Genomic DNA, 22461 nt, shown 5'->3' with positions numbered 1-22461 from the left:
AATAGCCATGACTTCTGCGAAAACAGCGGCGAAAAGCCCGGTCCGAGCCCTCAGCTGCTGACGCTCAGCGCCTGGCGGCAAACGCGAAGCGATTGACGCCAGGCGCTGAGCCGAAAAGGGATAGGTGGGGTTTTGCGAGGGGGAGGAAAGGGCCAATGGGCCGCAGACCTGCACCGTAGGTGCAGGGATAGTCTGATAGCCGCGCAGCGGCGGCCCGAGCGAAGCGAAGGGTATTTTCCTCCCCTCGCAAAACCCAACTATGCTTTTCGGACAGGCTTTGGATAGAAATAAGCGAGCCTCTTTTCGTGGTATTGAAAAGAGGCTCGTGTTCGGTGCTGCTCTGGTGATTACGGCTGAGCTTGTGTTTCCCGGGCCAATTTCACTGTGATAGGCGCGGCGGCATCGACGAAGAGCCAGTATCCTTTGCCGGCCTTGAGGGCGCTGTTGGCATCGGCCATGTGGAAGGCGTCGCCACCCACTTGCCAAGCCATGGGTATAATACCGTCGGCGCTGGGCATGGTGCAGTCGTAGGGCGGGCTGAGGAGGTTCCAGCCAGGCTGCAGCATGATGACGCCGTCGGCTTCAACGCCGAAGATGGGAGCCGTTTCGAATGCCTCCTGGCAGTAGATCCAGTAGCCGCACTCGGGATTTAGAGCCTGGTCAAGCGTAACCAGCTGGTTGCGGCCATTGCGCCACAGCCATATTTCTCCGAAGATGTCATCAGCACGCGTGTTACTCTTGCTGAGAATGTCAGCTAGCGACTGTTCGGACATGATGGAATTGCCAACGAAGTTCCAGCCCCTTCTCAGAGACAAGGTCGTTTCAGCGGCTGGCGCATAGGCGATTTCGAATACCCCGTTGCCAACGACATCAAAGGCCGAGACATCGCGCATATTGACGGGGAAACCCACTGCCTGCTCATTGACCAAGCGTTGCAGGTATATCTTTCGTGTCGGTTCGGCTGCAGTGACATCCCAGGTCAGTGCGAATATCTGGGAAGCGTTTGGCGTGCTTATTTCGAGGCGCCAGCGGCTTTCGCCATTTGGGGTGGGGATGGGTCGGAAATCGCGGCCCAAATAGCGCTTGTCGGGGTCGGTGATATGCGAGCAGACCAGCTTGGCCACTTGCGCCTCGGGCGCCAAGGCGTCGTTTACGTCCAGATCATTGGTGGCGTTCTCGGCTTCACCGAATACGAGAGTAATATGGTCAAGCGTATTGTGGGGAGTGACGGCCAGCCACATGGCTGCCACGTCGGTAATAACGGACAACTCAACACTGGTGGTTATGGGCGATTCCCAGTTCGCCAGATTTTTCGGGACGAAGGTCGTCTGCAACGTGTGGGTGCCTAGGGGCAATATTGTGCCACGGGGCGGTTCGTAGACGAATGTGCCGGGGATATTAGCCGTTGCGGCCAGTTGCGTCGCCGACAGTGCTGTGCCTTCGTTTATGGAGAGGGGAGTGGGCCACGTGATGGTCGGCTTGGCCTTCTTGATTTCAAAATCCGCAGTGCCTGCGCCCTGGTAGTTTGTGTCATCGATGCTTGCGGTGACGGCGTAGGTGCCGGCGTTAATGGGCTCGCTTGCCGCGCCATTGTAGAGCATATCGACCTTGCGGCCGGCCGGGACGGTGGTCACGGTGGGGGCTTTGGCGGTGCCATCGTAGGTGACTTCGAGGTCTGCAAAGCTGATTGTGGCCGTCGCTTTGTTGATGACCAATACCGTTTCGGCTTCGCCCTGGTAGTTTGTGTCGTCGATGCTTGCGGTGACGGCGTAAGTGCCGGCGTTGATGGGCATATCAGCCGCGCCGTTGTAGAGCATATCGACCTTGAGCCCGGCCGGCTCGGTGGTCGTGGTGGGGGCCTTGGCGGTGCCATTGTAGGTGACGTTAGTGCCTGCAAAGCTGATTGTGGCCGTCGCTTTGTTGATCACCAATTCCGTTTCGGCTTCGCCCTGGTAGTTTGTGTCGTCGATGCTTGCGGTGACGGCGTAGGTGCCGGCGGCGATGGGCGCGCCTACTTGCTCGCCCGAGGCGTCTTGGTAACTGAGGACGACAGCGAGATCAGCCGGCTCGGTGGTCACGGTGGGGGCCTTGGCGGTGCCATCGTAGGTGACTTCGAGGTTTTCAAAGCTGATTGTGGCCGGCGCTTTGTTGATCACCAATTCCGTTTCGGCTTCACCCTGATAGTTTGCGTCGTCGATTGTTGCGGTGACGGCGTAGGTGCCGGCGGCAATGGGCGCGTCTACTTGCTCGCCCGAGGCGTCTTGGTAACTGAGGACGACAGCGAGATCAGCTGGCTCGGTGGTTACGGTGGGTACCTTTGCGGTCCCATCGTAGCCAACGCTGGTATCTGCAAAGCTGATTGTTGCAGTACCCTTGGTGATTTCAATTTGGACGGGTACGGCTACGCCCTGATAGTTTGGCTCGTTGATGCTTGCTGCGACAGTGTAGGTGCCGACAGCGATGGGCTTGTCAGCGGCGCCATTGTAGAGAATGGCGACGCTGAGGCCGGCCGGTGTGGTGGTCACGGCAGGCTCTTTGGGGATTCCATCGTATGCGAAGCTGGCGTCGTCGATGGTGATAGTTGCCGTGGCTTGACCGATGGCGAAGGACTTGCTGTAATCGACGTTGCACAGGCCGGTGACGATCACATGGGCGGTACCGGCGTTGACATTGTCCTGGTAGTGCAGCAGATAGTCGTGATCCTTAATCAGCACCATGTCATTCCATTTCACTTCGGGCTCGGGTGTCCAAGCCGTTTCTGGCGCGTAGATCACATCGTCGACCTCAGAAATGGTGAGTTGTAAGGCCGTGCTGGATAGTGCAAAGGTGCCGCTCTTGTCCTGATCAAAGTTTGACGTCACAATCAGCATTTTTACGCCGCGGGTGAATCCAATGGCGTAGTTAGCGGCCAGGAAGGCATTGTCGTCTTCGCCGTCAGCGAGAGCCAGCGTGCCGATGGTGATGTCATAGGCGCCAAGCATTTCGCCCTTAACGCGGGTGAGCGCGCCGACGAAGGCCGGGGTTTGGCCATTGGCAGCGTCGCTGAATGCGTAGGTCAGCACCGGGTCCGCAGCGCCGAAGACCTTGGTTTGGCCAGCATTTGGCGTAACGGTGATGGTCACGGGCGTGATGGCAAAGGACTTGTCCTGCGTGCCGGTGTAGTTGCCCTTGCCAGTGACGGTCACCGTGGCAATGCCGGCGTTGGTGTTGTCGGCGTAGGACAGCGTGTAGTGGGTGCCTTTGTCTAGAACCGTGTCGCCGTCCTTGACTTCGGGCGTGGGTTCTTGCGCCACGCCGGTGTAGGCGCGCTCGGCGATGGCGGCGATGGTAAGATGGCTGGCGTCTTTGGCAGCGATGGTGAAGACCACGCCGGGGGTGAACTCCAGTGTGTAGTTGGCAGCCAGGAAGGCGCCGCTATTAGCGAGGGCCAAACTACCCTGGCTGATGGCGTAGGTGCCGAGGGTTTCGCCCGCAGCGCGCGTCAGCGCGCCGGTGAAGGCCGGGGTCTGGCCGGTGAGCGCGCCGGTGTTTGTGAAGGTCAGCGCCGGATCGGCGGCACCGAAGACCTTGGACTGGTTGGCCGTCGGGGCGACGGTGATGGTCATGGGCGTGATGGTGAAGGTCGGAGCCTCTGCGGGTTCGGCCAAAGCCAGCGTGTAATTGGCGGCCAGGAAGGCATTGTCGCCTTCGCCATTGGTGAGGACCAGGGTACCCTGGGTGATGGCGTAGGTGCCGGCGTTTTCGCCCTCAGCGCGCGCCAGCGCGCCGGTGAAGGCCGGAATTTCGCCGTTGACCGCGTCGCTGAATGCGTAGGTCAGCACCGGGTCGGCTGCGCCATAGACCTTGGACTGATTGGCCGTCGGGGTGACGGTGATGGTCGCCGGCGTGATGGCGAAGGTCGGAGCCACTGCGGGCGCATCGTATTCGGCCAATGCCAGCGTGTAGTTGGCGGCCAGGAAGGGATTGCCCTCTTCGCCATCGGCGGGGGCGAGGGTGCCCAGGGTGAAGGCGTAGGTGCCGACAGCTTCGCCGTCAGCGCGGCCAAGTGCGCCGGTGAAGGCCGGGGTCTCATCGTTGACCGCGTCGCTGAATGCGTAGGCCAATTCCGGATCGGCTGCGCCATAGACCTTGGACTGGCCGGCGTTAGGCGTGATGGTGATGGTCGCTGGCGTGATTCCGAAGGTCGGAGCCTCTGCGGGCGCCTCGTAGGTGGCCAATGCCAGCGTGTAGTTGGCGGCCAGGAAGGCGTTGTCGCCGTCGCCATCTGCGAGGAATAGGTCGTCCAGGATGAAGGCGTAGTTACCGGCGTTTTCGCCTTCTTCGCGGCTAAGTGCGCCAGTGATGACTGGCGTCTCGCCTTCGACCACTGCTGTTACATCGGCGTAGGTCAATTCCGGGTCGGCTGCGCCATAGACTTTGGTCTTGGCATCGGGAGTAATGGTGATGACTGCCGGTACGATGGTGAAGACTTTTTCTTGCACGCCATGGTAGTCGCCCATGCCGACGACTGTCACGCGGACGTCTTCGCCGGCGTTGACGCCGGAAACGATAGACAGGCTGTAGTGGGTGTCCTTGGCCAACAGCGTTTCGCCCGACCAGACGTCCGGCGTGGGGGCGTGGGTCGCGCCGGTGTAGACCATGCCGACGTCGCCAATCGTGAAATCGTTGGCCTCTTTGATTTCGAAGGTCACGCCTGGGGCAAGGGCGAGGATGTAGTTATCAGCCAGGAAGGCATCGCCAGCGGCGAGGACGAGGGTGCCCAAGGTGAAGGCGTAGGTGCCGATGTCTTCGCCGGCGGCGCGGCCCAGTGCGCCGGTGATGACTGGCGTCTCGCCGTTGGCTGCGTCGCTGAATGTGTAGGTCAGCACCGGATCGGCCACGTCAGCGACCTTGAATTGCCCGGCGTCGGGAGTGACGGTGATGACCGCCGGGGTGATGGCGAAGGTCGGAGCCACTGCGGGCGCATCGTAGGTGGCCAACGCCAGGCTGTAGTTGGCGGCCTTGAACGTGTTGTCGCCTTCACCATTGGCGAGGGCCAGGGTGCCCTGGGTGATAGCATAGGTACCGACGGCTTCGCCTTCAGCGCGCGCCAGCGCGCCGGTGAAGGCCGGGGTTTCGCCGGCGATAGCGCCTGTGGCCGTGTAGGCCAGAATCGGGTCGTCTGAGCCATAGGCTTTGGACTGGTCATCGCTAGGCGTGACGGTGATGACCGCCGGGGTGATGGCGAAGGTCGGAGCCACTGCGGGCGCCACGTATTCGGCCAATGCCAGGCTGTAGTTGGCGGCTAGGAAGGCGTCGTTGTCCTTGGGCGCCAGGGTGCCCAGGGTGAAGGCGTAGGTGCCGGCGGCTTCGCCGTTAGCGCGGCCAAGTGTGCCGGTGATGACTGGCGTTTCATCGTTGACTGCGTCGCTGAATGCGTAGGTCAATTCCGGGTCGGCGGCGCCGAAGACCTTGCTGAGATTGGCGGTCGGCGTGACGGTGATGACCGCCGGGGTGATGGCGAAGGTCGGAGCCACTGCAGGCGCCACGTATTCGGCCAATGCCAAGCTGTAGTTGGCGGCCTTGAACGTGTTTTCGCCTTCGCCATTGGCCAGGGCCAGGGTTTCCAGGGTGAAGGCGTAGGTGCCGACGGCTTCGCCTTCAGCGCGCGTCAGCGCGCCGGTGAAGACCGGCGTTTGACCGGCAATGGCGCCAGTAGCAGTGAAAGTCAGCACCGGATCGTCTGCACCATAGACTTTAGACTGGCCGGCAACAGGCGTGACGGTGATGGTCGCCGGGGTGATGGCGAAGGTCGGGGCTACTGCAGGTTCCTCGTAGGTGGCCAATGCCAGCGTGTAGTTGGCAGCCAGGAAGGCGCCGTTGTCGGCCAGGGCCAGGGTGCCTATAGTGATAGCGTAATCATCACCAATGTCTTCGCCTTCAGCGCGAGCCAACTCGCCGGCGAATTTCGGTGTTTCGCCATTCTGGGCGGCTGTAGCCGTAAAGGCCAGCGCCGGATCGGCGGCGCCGAAGGCCTTGGACTGGCCGGCAGTCGGGGTGACGGTGATGGTCGCCGGGATGATGGCGAAGGTTTTTTCCTTCGTGCCCGTGTAGTTGCCCTTGCCGGTGACGATGACTGTTGGGGGAGTGGGGCCGGTGGCGGTGCCGAGGGTGGTGTTGTTGGCGTAGGACAGGGTGTAGTCAGTGCCCTTGACCAGGACCGTGTCGCCGTCCTTGACTTCGGGCGTGGGCGTCTGCGCCTTACCGGTGTAGGGGAGGGTGTTGTCGGGGGCAATGTCGGCGATGGTGAAGGCCTCGGCGATGGGCTTGGCGGTGATGGCGAAGGTCGCGCCGGGGGTGAAAGCCAGCGTGTAGTTGGCGGCCTTGAAGGCGTTGCCGTCTGCGCCATTGGCCAGGGCCAGGGTGCCCTGGGTGATGGCGTAGGTGCCGACGGTTTCGCCCTCTTCGCGCGTCAGCTCGCCGGCGAAGGCCGGGGTCTCGCCATTGACGGCGCCGGTGGCGGTGTAGGTTAAGGCCGGGTCGTCCGCGCCGAAGACCTTGGTCTTGGCGTCGGGCGTGATGGTGATGATCGCCGGGGTGATTTCGAAGGTCGGGGCCGTCTCGCCCGTGTAGTTGCCCTTGCAGGTGACGGTCACGGTGGCGGTGCCGACGTTGGTGTTGTCGGCGTAGGTCAGCGTGTAGTCGATGTCCTTGACGAGCGTGGTTACGCCGTCCTTGACCACGGGCGTGGGCTTTTGCTCTAGGCCGGTGTAGGCACGCGAAGCAATGGCGCCAATGGTGAAGCTGTCGCCAGCGAGAGACTTGGCGGTGATGGCGAAGGTCGGGGCTTCGTCAGCCAAAGTCAGGGTGTAGTTGGCGGCCAAGAAGGGATTGCCTTCTGCGCCATCGGCGGGAGCGAGGGTGCCCAGGGTGAACGCGTAAGTGCCGACGGCTTCGCCCTCAGCGCGGCTCAATGCGCCGGTGAAGGCCGGGGTTTCGCCAACGATCGCGCCGGTGGAGGTGTAGGTCAGAACCGGGTCAACTGCGCCGAAGACCTTGGATTGATTAGCGACGGGGGTGATGGTGAGGTTCGCTGGCTCAATGGTGAAGACTTTTTCTTGCGCGCCTGAATAGTCGCCCATGCCCACGACTGTCACGCGGACTTCTTCGCCGGCGTTGACGCCGGAAACGATAGACAGGCTGTAGTGGGTGTCCTTCGTCAACAGCGTTTCGCCCGACCAGACGTCCGGCGTGGGGGCGTGGGGTGCGCCGGTGTAGACCAGGACGACGGCGCCAATCGTGAAGTCGCTGGGCGTCTTGATTTCGAAGTTTACGCCGGCGGTGAATGCCAAGGTGTAGTTGGCAGATAGGAAGGCGCCGTCGTTGGTGAGGGCCAGCGTGCCTTGGGTGATGGCGTAGGTGCCGGCGTCTTCGCCCGCTGCGCGCGTCAGCGCGCCAGTGAAGGCCGGGGTTTCGTCGTTGACCGCGCCGGCGGTCGTGTAGGTCAGTACGGGGTCGGTAGAGCCTTTAACCTTCAACTGCCCGGCGTTGGGCGTGACGGTGAGGGTCGCTGGATTGATAGCGAAGGTCGTGTTTACGCTGCCCGTGTAGTCGCCGATGCCAGTGACGGTCACCGTGGCAATGCCGGCGTTGGTGTTGTCGGCATAGGACAGCGTGTAGTGGGTGCCTTTGACTAGAACCGTGTCGCCGTCCTTGACTTCGGGCGTGGGCGTCTGCGCCAAGCCGTCGTAGGTGCGCGCGGCGATGTCGGCGATGGTGAGATGGCTGGCGTCTTTGGCGGCGATGGTGAAGACCACGCCGGGGGTGAATGCCAGGGTATAGTTGCTGGCCTTGAAGGGGTCGCTATCAGCGAGGGCCAAACTGCCCTGGCTGATGGCGTAGGTGCCGAGGGTTTCGCCCGCAGCGCGCGTCAGTGCGCCTGCGAAGGCCGGTGTTTCGCCATTGACGGCGCCGGTGAATGTGTAGGTCAAGATCGGGTCATCGGCACCGAAGAGCTTGGACTGATTGGCTTTCGGGGTGACGGTGATCGCTACCGACGTGATGGTGAAGGTCTGGTCCTTCGTGTCGGTGTAATTGCCCTTGCCCGTGACGGTCACCGTGGCGGTGTTTTCGCCGGCGTTGGTGTTGGCAGCGTAGGACAGCGTGTAGTCGCGGTCCTTGACCAAAACCGTGTCGCCGTCTTTGACTTCAGGCGCGGGCATATGCGCCAGACCAGTGTAGGCGCGCGAGGCGATGTCGGCAATGGTGAAAGTTTCGCCGGTGATGTTCTTGGCCGTGATTTCGAAGGTCTTGTCGGGCGTGAAGGCCAGGCTGTAATTGGCGGCCTTGAAATCCCCGTTGTCCTTGAGCACCAGGGTGCCCTGGGTGATGGCGTAGGTGCCGACGGCTTCGCCAGCGGCGCGCACTAGCGCGCCGTCGAAGTCCGGGGTCTCGCCTGCGACCACGGCGGCCGGGGTAACGGTATACTCAATCGTTGCCGGGTCATCGGCGCCGAAGACCTTGGTTTGGCCGGCATTTGGCGTGACGGTGATGGTTGCTGGTACGATGGTGAAGGTCTTGTCCTTCGTGCCCGTGTAGTTGCCCTGGCCAGTGACGGTCACCGTGGCCGTGCCGGCGTTGGTGTTGGCGGCGTAGGAGACGGTGTAATCCTTGTCCTCGCCCATTTCTAACGTTCTCTCGCCGTCCTTGACAGTCAGAGTGGCCTCCTGCGCTTCGCCGTTGTAGGTGAGCGGGGCGATGTCGTCGATGGTGAGGGTGCTGGCGGGTTTGGCGGTGATCGCGAAAGTCGGGGCTACTGCGGGTTCCTCGTAGGTGGCCAAGGCCAGCGTGTAATTGGCGGCCTTGAAGGCGCCGTTGTCGCCCAAGGCCAGGGTGCCCAGGGTAATGGCGTAGGTGCCGACGGCTTCGCCCGAATCGGTGCCAGCGGCAGCGCGAGCCAACTTGCCGGCGAATTTCGGTGTTTCGCCGTTTTGGGCGATGGGCTGTTGGTAGGTCAGTGCCGGGTCGGCGGCGCCGAAGACCTTGGACTGATTGGCGTTCGGGGCGACGGTAAGCGTCGCCTTGCCGATGGTGAAGGTCTTGTCCTTCGTGCCCGTGTAGTTGCCCTTGCCTTTGACGGTCACCGTGGCGGTGCCGGCGTTGGTGTTGTTGGCGTAGGTCAGGGTGTAGTCGGTGCCTAAGACAAGGGTGTCGTCGCCGTCCTTGACGTCGGGCTCGGGCTTTTGCGCCACGCCGGTGTAGGTGAGGGGGGCGATGTCAGCGATGGTGAAGGCCTCGCCAGCGAGGGACTTCGCGGTGATGGCGAAGGTCGCGCCGGACGTGAAGGCCAGCGTGTAGTTGGCGGCCAGGAAGGCAGCATTCTCGCCTTCGCCATTGGCCAGGGCCAGGTCACCCCGACCGATGGCGTAGGTGCCGACGGTTTCGCCGATGGCGCGAGCGAAGGCGCCGGTGAAGGCCGGGGTCTGGCCATTGACGGCGCCGGTGGCGGCGTAGGTTAAGGTCGGGTCGGCATCGCCGATAGTCTTGCTTTGACCCGCGTCCGCGGTGACGGTGATGGTCACGGGCGTGATGGTGAAGGTCTTGTCCGTCTTGCCTGTGTAGTTGCCCTTGCCGGTGACGGTCACGGTGGCGGTGCCGACGTTGGTGTTGTCGGCGTAGGTCAGCGTGTAGTCGGTGTCCTTGATCAGCGTGGTTGCGCCGTCCTTGACCACGGGCGTGGGCTTTTGCGCCAGGCCACTGTAGGCGCGCGAGGCGATGGCGGCGATGGTGAAGGTGTCGCCAGCGAGAGACTTGGCAGTGATTCCGAAGGTCGGAGCCTCTGCGGGCGCCTCGTAGGTGGCCAATGCCAGCGTGTAGTTGGCGGCCAGGAAGGGATTGCCTTCTGCGCCATCGGCGGGAGCGAGGGTGCCCAGGGTGAACGCGTAGGTGCCGACGGCTTCGCCCTCAGCGCGGCTCAATGCGCCGGTGAAGGCCGGGGGTTCGCCAACGATCGCGCCGGTGGAGGTGTAGGTCAGAACCGGGTCAACCGCGCCATAAACCTTGGATTGATTAGCGACGGGGGTGATGGTGAGGTTCGCTGGCTCAATGGTGAAGACTTTTTCTTGCGCGCCGAGGTAATCGCCCATGCCGACGACTGTCACGCGGACGTCCTCACCGGCGTTGACGCCGGAAACGATAGACAGGCTGTAGTCGTTGCCGATTTCAAGAACCTTGTCGCCGTCCTTGACTTCCGGCGTGGGGGCGTGGGGTGCGCCGGTGTAGACAAGGACGACGTCGCCAATCGTAAAGTCGCTGGGCGTCTTGATTTCGAAGGTCTTGTCGGCGGTGAATGCCAAGGTGTAGTTGGCGGCCAGGAAGGCGCCGTCGTTGGTAAGGGCCAGCGTGCCTTGGGTGATGGCGTAGGTGCCGGCGTCCTCGCCCGCTGCGCGCTCTAGCGCGCCAGTGAAGGCCGGGGTTTCGTCGTTGACCGCGCCAGTGGCCGCGTAGGTCAGTACGGGGTCGGTAGAGCCTTTAACCTTCAACTGCCCGGCGTTGGGCGTGACGGTGATGGTCGCCTTGGTGATAGCGAAGGTCGTGTTTACGCTGCCACTGTAGTCGCCGCTGCCAGTGACGGTCACCGTGGCAATGCCGGCGTTGGTGTTGTCGGCGTAGTTCAGGGTGTAGTCGGTGCCTTTGACTAGAACCGTGTCGCCGTCCTTGACTTCGGGCGTGGGCGTCTGCGCCAAGCCGGTGTAGGCGCGCTCGGCGATGGCGGCGATGGTGAGATGGCTGGCGTCCTTGGCGGCGATGGTGAAGAGCACGCCGGGGGTGAACTCCAGGGTGTAGTTGCTGGCCTTGAAGGGGTCGTTGTCAACCAGTACGAGGACGTCGTCGCCGTCATTAGTAATGGCGTAGGTGCCGAGGGTTTCGCCCGCAGCGCGCGTCAGTGCGCCGGCGAAGGCCGGGGTTTCGCCATTGACGGCGCCGGTGAATGTGTAGGTCAAGGCCGGGTCGTCGTCGCCGACGAGCTTGGACTGATTGGCTTTCGGGGTGACGGTGATCGCCACCGGCGTGATGGTGAAGGTCTTGTCCTGCGTGCCGGTGTAATTGCCCTGGCCCGTGACGGTCACCGTGGCGGTGTTTTTGCCGGCGTTGGTGTTGGCGTTGTAGGACAGCGTGTAGTCGCGGTCCTTGACCAGAACCGTGCCGCCGTCTTTGACTTCAGGCGCGGGCATATGCGCCAGACCGGTGTAGGCGCGCTCGGCGATGTCGGCGATGGTGAGGGTGTTGGCATTCTTGGCCGTAATGGCGAAAGTCGCGCCGGGCGTGAAGGCCAGGCTGTAATTGGCGGCCTTGAAGGGGTCGTTATCGACTAGGACCAGGGTGCCTTGGCTGATGGCGTAGGTGCCGACGGCTTCGCCGGCAGCGCGCACTAGCGCGCCGTCGAAGTCCGGGGTCTCGCCTGCGACCACGGCGGCCGGGGTAACGGTATACTCGATCGTTTCTGGGTCAGCCGCGCCGAAGACCTTGGTTTGGCCGGCATTTGCCGTGACGGTGAGGGCTATTGGCGCGATGGTGAAGGACTTGTCCTTCGTGCCCGTGTAGTTGCCCTGGCCAGTGACGGTCACCGTGGCCGTGCCGGCGTTGGTGTTGTTGGTGTAGGAGACGGTGTAATCCTCGTCTTCGCCCATTGCCAAGGTCGTTGCGCCGTCCTTGACAGTCACGGCGGGTTCCTGCGCTTCGCCGTTGTAGGTGAGCGGGGCGATGTCGTCGATGGTGAGGGTGCTGGCGTCCTTGGCGGTGATGGCGAAGGTCGTTTCTTTAGAGCCGGTGTAATTGCCTTTGAAGGTGACGGTTACGGTAGCGGTGCCGACGTTGGTATTATTCTTGTAGGACAGGGTGTAGTCGGTGTCTTTGACCAAGGCCAGGCCAGTGGTGGTGTTGGTCACGACCGGCGTGGGTTCTTGCGCTAGACCGGTGTAGATGACATCGTTGATATCAGCCACCGTGGTGGAGTCGCTAATGTCTTCAGGTTCAATCGTGAAGACAACGGGATCAGCCGCGAAAGCCAGCGTGTAGTTGGCGGCCTTAAAGGTGCCGTTGTCCTTGAGCGCGAGCGTGCCTTGGGTAATGGGGTAGCCCCCGTCGCGGACATTTTCGCCTTGGACACGGCTCAATGCGCCGGTGAAGGCCGGGGTTTCGCCGTCGATCGCGCCGACTACCGCGTCTTCATCTTCATAGGTCAGCACCGGGTCAGGGGCGCCGAAGGCCTTATCCTGACCGTCGTCGGGGGTGACGGTAATGGTTGCCGGTACAATGGTGAAGGTCTTATCCTGCGTGCCGCTGTAATCGCCGATGCCGATAAGCGTTAGCGTGGCGGTGCCGGCGTTGGTGTTGGCGGCGTAGGAGAGCTCGTAGTCGGTGCCCTTGGTCAGGACCGTGTTGCCGTTCTTGACTTCGGGCGTGAGCGCGTAGGCGGTGCCGTCGTACGTAACAGGGCCTATTGGAGCGATGGTGAGGGTGCTGGCGTTATAGCGGATGGCGAAGGTCGGGGCTTCTTCGGGCGCCTCGTAGGTGGCCAATGCCAGCGTGTAGTTGGCGGCCAGGAAGGCAGCATTGTCGCCGGCACCATCGGCCAATTCCAAGGTGCCCAGGGTAAAGGCGTAGGAGCCGACGTCTTCGCCTTCAGTGCGGCCCAGCGCGCCGGTGAAGGCCGGCGTTTCGCCATTGACGGCTTCGCTGGTTGTGTAGGTCAGCACCGGATCGTCTGCGCCATAGACTTTGGACTGGCCGGCAACGGGCGTGACGGTGATGACCGTCGGGGTGATGGCGAAGGTCGGGGCTTCTTCGGGTGCCTCGTAGGTGGCCAATGCCAAGCTGTAGTTAGCGGCCTTGAAGGCAGCATTGTCGCCGGCACCATCGGCCAATTCCAAGGTGCCCAGGGTAAAGGCGTAGGAGCCGACGTCTTCGCCTTCAGTGCGGCCCAGCGCGCCGGTGAAAGCCGAGGTTTGACCGGCGATGGCGCCAGTAGCAGTGAAAGTCAGCACCGGATCGTCTGCACCATAGACTTTAGACTGGCCGGCAACAGGCGTGACGGTGATGGTCGCCGGGGTGATGGCGAAGGTCGGGGCTTCTTCGTTCAATGCCAGGGTGTAGTTGGTGGCCAAGAACGCGTTTTCGCCGTCGCCATCGGCGGGAGCGAGGGTGCCCAGGGTGAACGCGTAGGGGGCGGCGTTTTCGCCCTCTTCGCGGCCCAATGCGCCGGTGAAGGCCGGGGCTTCGCCAACGATCGCGCCGGTGGAGGTGTAGGTCAGAACCGGGTCAACCGCGCCATAAACCTTGGATTGATTAGCGACGGGGGTGATGGTGAGGTTCGCTGGCTCAATGGTGAAGACTTTTTCTTGCGCGCCGAGGTAATCGCCCATGCCGACGACTGTCACGCGGACGTCCTCACCGGCGTTGACGCCGGAAACGATAGACAGGCTGTAGTCGGTGTCCTTCGTCAACAGCGTTTCGCCCGACCGGACTTCCGGCGTGGGGGCGTGGGTTGTGCCGGTGTAGACCAGGACGACGTCGCCAATCGTGAAGTTGCTGGGCGTCTTGATTTCGAAGGTCGCGCCGGGAGTGAATGCCAGCGTGTAGTTGCTGGCTTTGAAGGCGCCGTCGTTGGCTAGGGCCAGGGTGCCCTGGCTAATGGCGTAGGCGCCGGCGTCTTCGCCCGCAGAGCGCGTCAGCGCGCCGGTGAAGGCCGGGGTTTCGTCGTTGACCGCGCCAGTGGCCGCGTAGGTCAGTACGGGGTCGGTAGAGCCTTTAACCTTCAACTGCCCGGCGTTGGGCGTGACGGTGAGGGTCGCTGGATTGATAGCGAAGGTCGTGTTTACGCTGCCCGTGTAGTCGCCGATGCCAGTGACGGTCACCGTGGCAATGCCGGCGTTGGTGTTGTCGGCATAGGACAGCGTGTAGTGGGTGCCTTTGACCAGAACCGTGCCGCCGTCTTTGACTTCAGGCGCGGGCATCTGCGCCAGACCGGTGTAGGCGCGCGAGGCGATGTCGGCGATGGTGAGGGTGCTGGCGTCCTTCGCGTTGATGGTGAAAGTCTTGGCCTTAGCGCCGGTGTAGTTGCTGCCCTCTTTGCCGATGACAATCACGGTGGCGGTGTCGACGCCGGCGTTGGTGTTGTTGGTGTAGGAGAGCTCGTAGTCGGTGCCTTTGGCAAGGACGGTTTCGCCGTCTTTGACTTCGGGCGTGGGCATGTGGGCGGCGCCGTTGTAGTCGGCCGGAGCGATATCAGCAATGGTGAAGATGCCCGCGTCTTTGGCGTTGATGGTGAAATTCACGACTGGTTCAGCGGCAAATACCAAGCTGTAGTTGGCGGCCTGGAAGGGGGCGTTGTCTGCCATGGCGAGTGTGCCCTGGTTGATCGCGTATTCGCCGATGTCAGTGCCGGCGGCGCGTTCGAGGGCGCCGGTGAAGGCGGGCGTTTCGCCGTTGACGGCGCCACTGGCCGTGTAGTCCAGCACCGGGTCGGGTTCTCCGAAGGTCTTGGTTTGATTGGCGTCTGGGGTGGCGGTGAGCGTAGCAGGCGTGATGGTGAAGTAAGTGGTTATCATCAAGCCCTCGTAGTCGCCGTTTTCTATGCCGGTGACGGTCAGGGTTGCGGTGCCAGCGTTGGTGTTGTTGGCGTAGGTGAGGGTGTAGTCGCTATCTTTGAGGAGGAGGCCATCGTAGGTTACGGCGGGCTTTGGAGTATGTTCTGTGCCGTTGTAGATGAACGGGCCATCAACTACGGCGGAGCTATTAATATCCAGCGCGAAGGGCGTGGAGAGGTCTTGGTCGAAGATGGTGATTTCGAAGGTTTCGGCGTCAATGGCCAATGAGTAATTGGCGGCCAGGAAGGCATTGTCGCCGTCGCCATCGGTGAGGGCGAGCGTGCCTAGCGTAATGGCGTAGTCGTCGCGGACCGTTTCGCCGGCGTCGCGGCTTAGGGCGCCGGTGAATTTCGGCGTTTGGCCGGCAATGACGGCATCGGCAGCGTAGGTATAGGTTAGAATTGGATCTAGTTCGCCGAGGGTCTTGTATTGATCGGGGGTCGGAGTGACGGTGATCGTGATGGGCGCGATGGTGTAGTCCTTGTTCTTCGTGCCGGTGTAATTGCCCCTGCCGGTGACGGTGAGGGTGGCGGTGCCGGCGTTGGTGTTGGCGGCGTAGGACAGGGTGTAGTCCTTGTCAGCGCCGATAACCAGGAGATTTTCGCCGTCGTAAACGTCTGGCGTGGGCGCGTAGGCGGTGCCATCGTAGGTGCGGGAAGCGATGTCGGCGATGGTGAAAGTGCTGGCGTTTTTGCGGGTGATGGTGAAGGTTACCGGCGTCGCATTGAAGAACAGGTTGTAATTGGTGGCCAGGAAGGGGGCGTTATCAACAAGTTCCAAATCACCGATCAAGATGGCGTACCTATCGCCAATGTTCTCACTGGTGTCGTTGTGAACACGGTTCAGGGCGCCGGTGAAAGCTGGCGTTTCGCCGTTGACTGCGCCGGTGCTGGAGAAGGCGAAGACCGGGTCGTCCGAGCCGAAAACTTTGGTTTGTCCGGCGAGGGGGGTGACGGTAAGTGGTGCTGAGGTAATGGCGAAGGTCACAGCCTTGGTGCCGCTGTAATTGCCCCTGTAGGTGACAGTTAGCGTGACCGTGCCGACGTTGGTGTGGTCAGCGCTGTAGCCCAGGGTGTAGTCGGTAACCTCGATCAGCGTGATGTCGCCGTCTTTGATTTCGGGCGTGGGCTCCTGGGGGAGGCCCGTGTAGGTGTATGACGCGTTGACAGGGACAGCAAAATCGCCGGCCGGCTTGGGGTTGATAGTGAAGGTCTTCCCTTCGGTGAGCACGAGCTTGTAGTTTGCGGCCAGGAAGGGGCCGTTGTCCGCGAGTGCAAGGGTGCCTTGGGTGATGGCGTAGGTGCCGGCATTTTCGCCGGCGACAGTGCCGGCGCCGATGCGGGTCAAGGCGCCGGTGATGATCGGCTCCTGGCCAGCGACTACGCCTGGGGCAACATAGGCAAATTCCGGGTCGGCCTCGCCGAAGGTCTTATCCTGACCGTCGTTGGGAGTGACGACGATCGTCGCCCGGTTGATGGTGAAGGTCTTGTCCTGCGTGCCTTCGTAATTGCCGATGCCGGTGATGGTGAGGGTGGCGGTGCCGACATTGGTGTTATTGGTGTAGGCCAGGGTGTAGTCGGTGTCCTTGATCAGCACGGTGGCGCCATTGCTGACCTGCGGCTCGGGCGTATGTTCGGAGCCGTCATAGATAAAGGGCCCTGCAGCAGCGACAGGGAAGGCGCTTAGGTCCTTTTTGGTGATTTCGAACAGCACTTCGGCGCTGACCGTTAGGTCGTAGTTACTGGCGATGAAGGGGTCATTGTCCGCGAGTGCGAGGGTGCCTTGGGTGATGGCGTAGGTGCCGACGTCTTCGCCGGCAACGCGCGCGAGTGCGCCGGTGAATGCCGGCGTTTCGCCGGTGATGGCGCCAACGATCGCGTCCGGAGCAGCGTAGGAGAAGGCGGGGTCGGAATCGCCGAAGGTCTTGGTTTGTTCGGCGTCCGGGGTGAGGGTGAGGGGCGCAGGCAGGATGTTAAAGAACTTGATTGCCGAGCCGCTGTAATTGCCTTTGTAGGTGACGGTTACTTTTGCGGTGTCCACACTGGCGTGCAAGTTACGGTTGTAGACCAAGGTGTAGTCGGTGTCCTTGATCAGCGGGATGTCGCCGTCCTTGATTTCTGGCGTGGGGCGGTGCCGTTGGCCATCGTAGGTGTAGGGACCAATAGCGGGGATGGGGAAGCCGCTGGCGTCTTTGGGGGTGATCGCGAAGGTCACGGGAACTGGAGACAACGCCAGACTGTAGTTGGCGGCAAGGAAACTGCCGTTGTCAGCGAGGGCGAGAGAGCCCAGGGTAATGGCGTAGGTGCCGGCGTTTTCGCCGGTGGCGGTGCCGGCGTCGACGCGCGCTAGCTCGCCGCTGAAGGCTGGCGTTTCAGTGCCGATGGCGCCAGCGCTGGTGAAGGTCAAAGTCGGTTCCGCTTCGCCGTAGGTCTTGGACTGACCGGCGTCGGGGGTGACGGTGAGGGCCACGGGCGTAATGGTGAAGTCTTTATCCTGGGTGCCGACGTAGTTGTTTATGCCAGTGACGGTGAGGGTGGCGGTGCCGGCGTTGGTGGTGTCGGCGCTATAGGACAGGGTGTAATCGGTGTCTTTGATGAGGACGGTAGCGCCGTCTTTGACTTCGGGCTCGGGCGTGTACGCGGCGCCGTTATAGACTTGCGGTAGGATGTCGGCAACCCTGAAGGTACTAGCGTTCTTTGGGGTGATGGCGAAGGTCACGCCGGGGGTGAAGACTAGGTTGTAGTTAGTGACAAGGAAGGGATTGGGGGCGGTGCCATTGGCGAGGAGCAAACTGTCTTGGACGATGGCGTATTCGCCGACATCATCGCCCGGTGCCGGTGCCAAGGCGCCGGTGAAGGTCGGTGTTTCGCCAGCGGCGGCGCCGACGGCCGTGTAGGCCAAGACTGGATTGGCCTCGCCGAAGATCTTGGACTGGCCGGCAAGGGGGGTGACAGTGATTGTCGCCTTGTTGATGGTGAAAATCGGTGCCAAGGTACCGCTGTAGTTGCCCGTGAAGGTGACTGTTAGGGTGGCGGTGCCGGCGTTGGTATTGTCGGTGTAGGACAGAGTGTAGTCGGTGTCTTTGGTAAGGTCGGTATCGCCGTCCTTGACAGCTGGCGTGGGTGTCCATGCCGTGCCGTTGTAGATGAAGGGCCCGACGGCCGCCACGGTGAAATTAACGTCGACATTTTTGGGATTGATGGTGAAATCTACGCCATCAGTGAATACCAGGCTGTAGTTGGCGGCGCGGAAGTTATTGGGGGCTTCGCCGTCGGCGAGGAGCAGGTTGCCCTGGTTGATGGCGTAGGTGCCGGCGTTTTCGCCGACAACGCGTGCGAGTGCGCCGGTGTAGGCGGGCGTTTCGCCGGGGATCACTTCTGTCGGGGTTCGCGTGTCGGTGAATTCCGCCGGGTCAGCGTCGCCGAAAGTCTTGTTTTGGCCGGCGTCCGGGGTGACGGTGATGGTCAGGGGCGTGATGGTGAAGGTCTTGTCCTGGGTGCCGGTGTAGTTGCCAATGCCGGTGACGGTGAGAGTAGCGGTGCCGGCGTTGGTGGTGTCGGCGCTGTAGGACAGCGTGTAGTCGATGTCCTTGGTGAGAACGGTGTCACCGTCTTTGACTTCGGGCGCGGGCATCTGCGCGGCGCCGGTGTAGGCGAGGGGAGCGATATCAGCGACAGTAAGGGTGCTCGCATTCTTGGCATTGATGGTGAAATCTACGCCGGCGGAGAAGGACAGACTGTAGTTGGCGGCAAGGAAGTTATTGGGGGCGACGCCATCGGCGAGGTCGAGCGTGTCTTGCCCGATCGCGTAGGTGCCGGCGTTTCCGCCGGCGACGCGGGCCAGGGCGCCGGTGTAGACCGGCGTTTCGCCGGCGACTACTGCTGCCTGGGTGGCGGTGTAGGTCAGCTCTGCCGGGTCGGCTTCGCCATAGATCTTGCCTTGGCCTGCGTCGGGCGTGACCGTGATGGTAATCGGCGAGATGGTGAAGGCCTTGTCTTGGGTGCCGCTGTAATCGCCGATGCCGGTGAGCGTCAGCGTGGCGGTACCGGCGTTGATATTGTCAGTGTAAGACAGAATGTAGTCGGTGTTCTCGGTCAGGACAGTTTCGCCGTTTTTGACTTCGGGGGTGGGCGTCTGGTCGGCGCCGGTGTACGTAACAGGGTCTATTGGAGCGATGGTGAGGGTGCTGGCGTCATAAGTGGCGATGGCGAAAGTCACGCCGGTCGTGAAAGCAAGGCTGTAGTTGCTGGCCAGGAAAGTGCCATTGCCGGCCAATGCGAGTGTGTTTTGCTCAATGGCGTAGGTGCCGACGACTTCGCCGGCGGCGCGGGCCAGGGCGCCGGTGAAGGCCGGCGTTTCGCCATTGACGCCATCGGTGGCCGTGTAGGTCAGCACTGCCGGGTCGGCGGCGCCAAAGACCTTGGACTGATTGGCGTCCGGAGTGACCGTGATGGCCACCTGTGAGATGGTGAAGAACTTGTCTTGGGTGCCGGTGTAGTTGCCGGTGCCGGTAACGGTTACGGTGGCGGTGTCGACGCCGGCGTTGGTGTTGTTGGCGTAGGACAGGGTGTAGTCGGTACCCTTGGTGAGGACGGTGGCGCCGTCCTTGACTTCGGGCTCGGGTGTCTGGGCGATGCCGGTGTAGGCGAGGGGGGCGATGTCGGCGATGGTGAGGGTAGTGGCGTCCTTGGCGTTGATGGTGAAATCGACGCCGGCGGTGAAATCCAGACTGTAGTTGGCGGCCAGGAAAGTATTGGGGGCGACGCCATCGGCGAGGAGCAGGTCGCCCTGGTTGATGGCGTAGGTGCCGGCGTTTTCGCCGGCGGTGCGCACTAGGGCGCCAGTATAGGCGGGCGTTTCGCCATCGACTACTGTCGTTGAAGTTCGCGTGTCGGCGAACTCCGCCGGATCGGCGTCGCCGAAAGTCTTCGACTGGCCGGCATCCGGGGTGACGGTGATGGTAATCGGCGTGATGGTGAAGTCTTTGTCCTGGGTGCCGGTGTAGTTGCCGATGCCGGTGACGGTTACGGTGGCGGTGCCGGCGTTGATGGTGTCGGCGCTGTAGGACAGGGCGTAGTCGGTGTCTTTGGTTAGGACGGTGCCGCCGTCGCTGACGGCCGGCTCGGGCATTTGCGCCACGCCGGTGTAGTCGACCGGCGCGATATCAGCAATGGTGAAGGTGCTTGCGTTTTTGGCGTTGATGGTGAAATTCACGACTGGTTCAGCGGCAAATACCAGGCTGTAATTGGCGGCCAGGAAGGGGACGCCGTCCGCCATGGCGAGTGTGCCCTGGTTGATCGCGTAGGTGCCGATGTCAGTGCCGGCTGCGCGGGCCAAGGCGCCGGTGAAGGCCGGCGTTTCGCCATTGACTGTGCCACTGGCCATGTAGGCCAGCACCGGGTCGAGTTCGCCGAAGGTCTTGGCTTGATTGGCGTCTGGGGTGACAGTGAGCGTCGCCTGGGTGATGTTGAAGTTTGTTTGTTTGGTGCCGCTGTAATTGCCCTTGAAGGTGGCGGTGAGAGTGGCTTCGCCGACATTGGTGTTGTCGGCGTAGGAGAGGGTGTAGTCGGTGCCAGAGAGAAGGAGGGTATCGCCGTCGTTGACGCTTGGCGTGGGCGTCTGCGCCAAGCCATTATAGGTGAGCGGAGCGACGGCTGCGATAGTGAAATTAGCGTCGACATTTTTGGCGATAATGGTGAAGGGAACGTTAGCGGTGAAGGACAGCGCATAGTTATCGGCCAGGAAAGCGCCACTGTCAGCAAGCGCCAGCGTGCCCTGGGTAATGGCGTAGGTGCCGACATTGTCGCCGGCAACGCGAGCTAGAACGCCGTCAACGTTGAAGGCCGGCGTTTCGCCGGCGACGGACGAAGCGGCGCTATATGAATAGGTCAGTGCCGGGTCGTCCTGACCGTAGGTCTTGAACTGGCTGGCAGTGGGGGTGACGGTGATGGCGATGGGCGCGATGGTGTAGGCCTTGTTCTGCGTGCCGGTGTAGTTGCCCGTGCCGGTAACAGTGACGGTAGCGGTGCCGGCGTTGGTGTTGTTGGCGTAGGACAGCATGTAGTCGTCGCCTTGGGCAAGGACGTTCTCGCCATCTTTGACCACGGGTGCGGGGGTCTGCGCGGCGCCATTGTAGGTTAGGGTGGCAATGTCGACGATCGTGAGTTCGGCCGCGTCTTTGGGCGTGATGGCGAAGTTGACGACAGGGTCGGCGTTGAATGTCAGGGTGTAATTGGTGGCCAAGAAAGGATCGTTTTCGGCAAGTGCGAGGGTGCCGGCGTTGATCGCGTAGGTGCCGACGTCTTCGCCGGCGTCGCGGCCCAGGGCGCCGGTGAAGGCGGGCGTTTCGGTGCCGACGGCGCCAGCGCTGGTAAAGGTCAATGCCAGTTCAGCATCGCCGTAGGTCTTGGACTGACCGGCGTCGGGGGTGACGGTGAGGGCCACGGGCGTGATGGCGAAAGTCTTATCCTGGGTGCCGACGTAGTTGCCAATGCCAGTGACGGTGAGGGTGGCGGTGCCGGCGTTGGTGTTGGCGGCGTAGGAGAGCGTGTAGTCGGTGCCTGCGGTCAGGGCGGTGATGCCGTCTGCCTTGGTCATTGCGGGTTCGGGCATGTGGGCGGTGCCGTCGTAGGCGAAGGGGGCAATGTCGGCAATGATGAAGGTGCTGGCGTCGACGGGGGTAATGGCGAAGGTTACCGGCGTCTCGTCGAAGAGCAGATTGTAATTGGCGGCAAGGAAGGCGTTGGGCGCGATGCCGTCAGCCAAGACTAGCGTGCCAATGGTGATGGCGTAATCGCCGATGTCTTCGCCGATGTCGCGGGTCAGCGCGCCGGGGAAGACTGCAGTTTCGCCGGCGACTACCGGGGTAGCCGTGTAGGTCAGTACCGGGTCGTCTGTTCCGAGCATCTTGTTCTGACCGGCATCGGGGGTGACCGTGATGTCCATGCGGTCAATGACGAAGTTGCGGTTTTGTTCACCTATGTAGTTGTTGATGCCGGTGACGGTGAGCATGGCGGTACCGGCATTGAGGTTGTTGGTATAGGTCAGCTCGTAGTCAGGGTGGTCAGCGTCTTTGCTCAGCAAGACGCCGCCGTCCCAGACATCGGGCGTGGGCTCTTGGGCAGCGCCATTGTAAGTGAAATCAGGCAGGGCGTCCATGTCGATGGACCTGAGCGCGTAGCCGCGGCGGGTGATGGTGAAGTTCACGACGTCAGCAGACTACTCCAGGGTGTAATTGTCTTTCTGGAAGGCGTTGCCATCTTGGCCATCGGCCAATTTGAGTGAGCCGATGGTGATGGCGTAAGGGCCGTCATAGACGTTTTCGCCCGCAATGCGTCCCAATGCGCCGGTGAAGACGGCTGTTTCGCCGGTGACCGCCGGGGTGCTGGTGTAGGTCAACACCGGGTCGTCATCGCGGAATATCTTGGTTTGGTCGGCATCGGGGGTGACCGTAATTGTCGCCTTTTCGATGGTGAAGAGCTTGTCTACGACCGTGGTGCCGTTGCCGATATTGACGGTGACGGTCATCGTTGCTTCGCCGGCATTGAGGTTGTTGGCGTAGGCAAGAGTGTAGTCGCGGTCTTTGAGCAGCGTGAAATCGCCATAGGTCACCAATGGGTTAGGCGTTTGGGCGACGCCACTGTAGGTGAATGGGCCGACATCGGCGACCGTGAGCACCAGCGCTTCGCTGGCTAAGGCAAAAGGATCAGCACCCCCGCCTTGGTCAAAATCGGCCCAGGAGGTCGTTGTGCCATATGCCAGACTGATCAGAAAAACGAGCACGATTTTTACTAGGCTTTGTTTCATAACTATCTCTCGCCTCAGAATGAAGGGG

Annotated in this window: 2 protein-coding genes; both read right to left on the bottom strand. The window is 62.0% G+C overall.

What is annotated here, in order from left to right; translation table 11 throughout:
- Window positions 1–347: 347 nt before the first annotated feature.
- Window positions 348–21833 (bottom strand): MBG domain-containing protein, encoded by a 21486-nt coding sequence (locus J3R75_RS06845; RefSeq protein WP_307260730.1) that lies wholly within the window; start codon window positions 21831–21833, stop codon window positions 348–350.
- A gap of 12 nt (window positions 21834–21845) precedes the next feature.
- Window positions 21846–22433, bottom strand: coding sequence for an MBG domain-containing protein (locus J3R75_RS06840; protein WP_307260729.1), 588 nt, complete (start codon window positions 22431–22433; stop codon window positions 21846–21848).
- Window positions 22434–22461: the final 28 nt, after the last annotated feature.

Source organism: Oligosphaera ethanolica, assembly GCF_030814695.1.
Taxonomy (GTDB): Bacteria; Verrucomicrobiota; Lentisphaeria; order Oligosphaerales; family Oligosphaeraceae; genus Oligosphaera; species Oligosphaera ethanolica.
This window is presented reverse-complemented; position numbering and strand designations above follow the sequence as displayed.

What these genes read in the sequence shown, in the direction of transcription:
- J3R75_RS06840 (WP_307260729.1), bottom strand. Translation starts at nt 22,433, where the DNA reads ATGAAACAAAGCCTAGTAAAAATCGTGCTCGTTTTTCTGATCAGTCTG.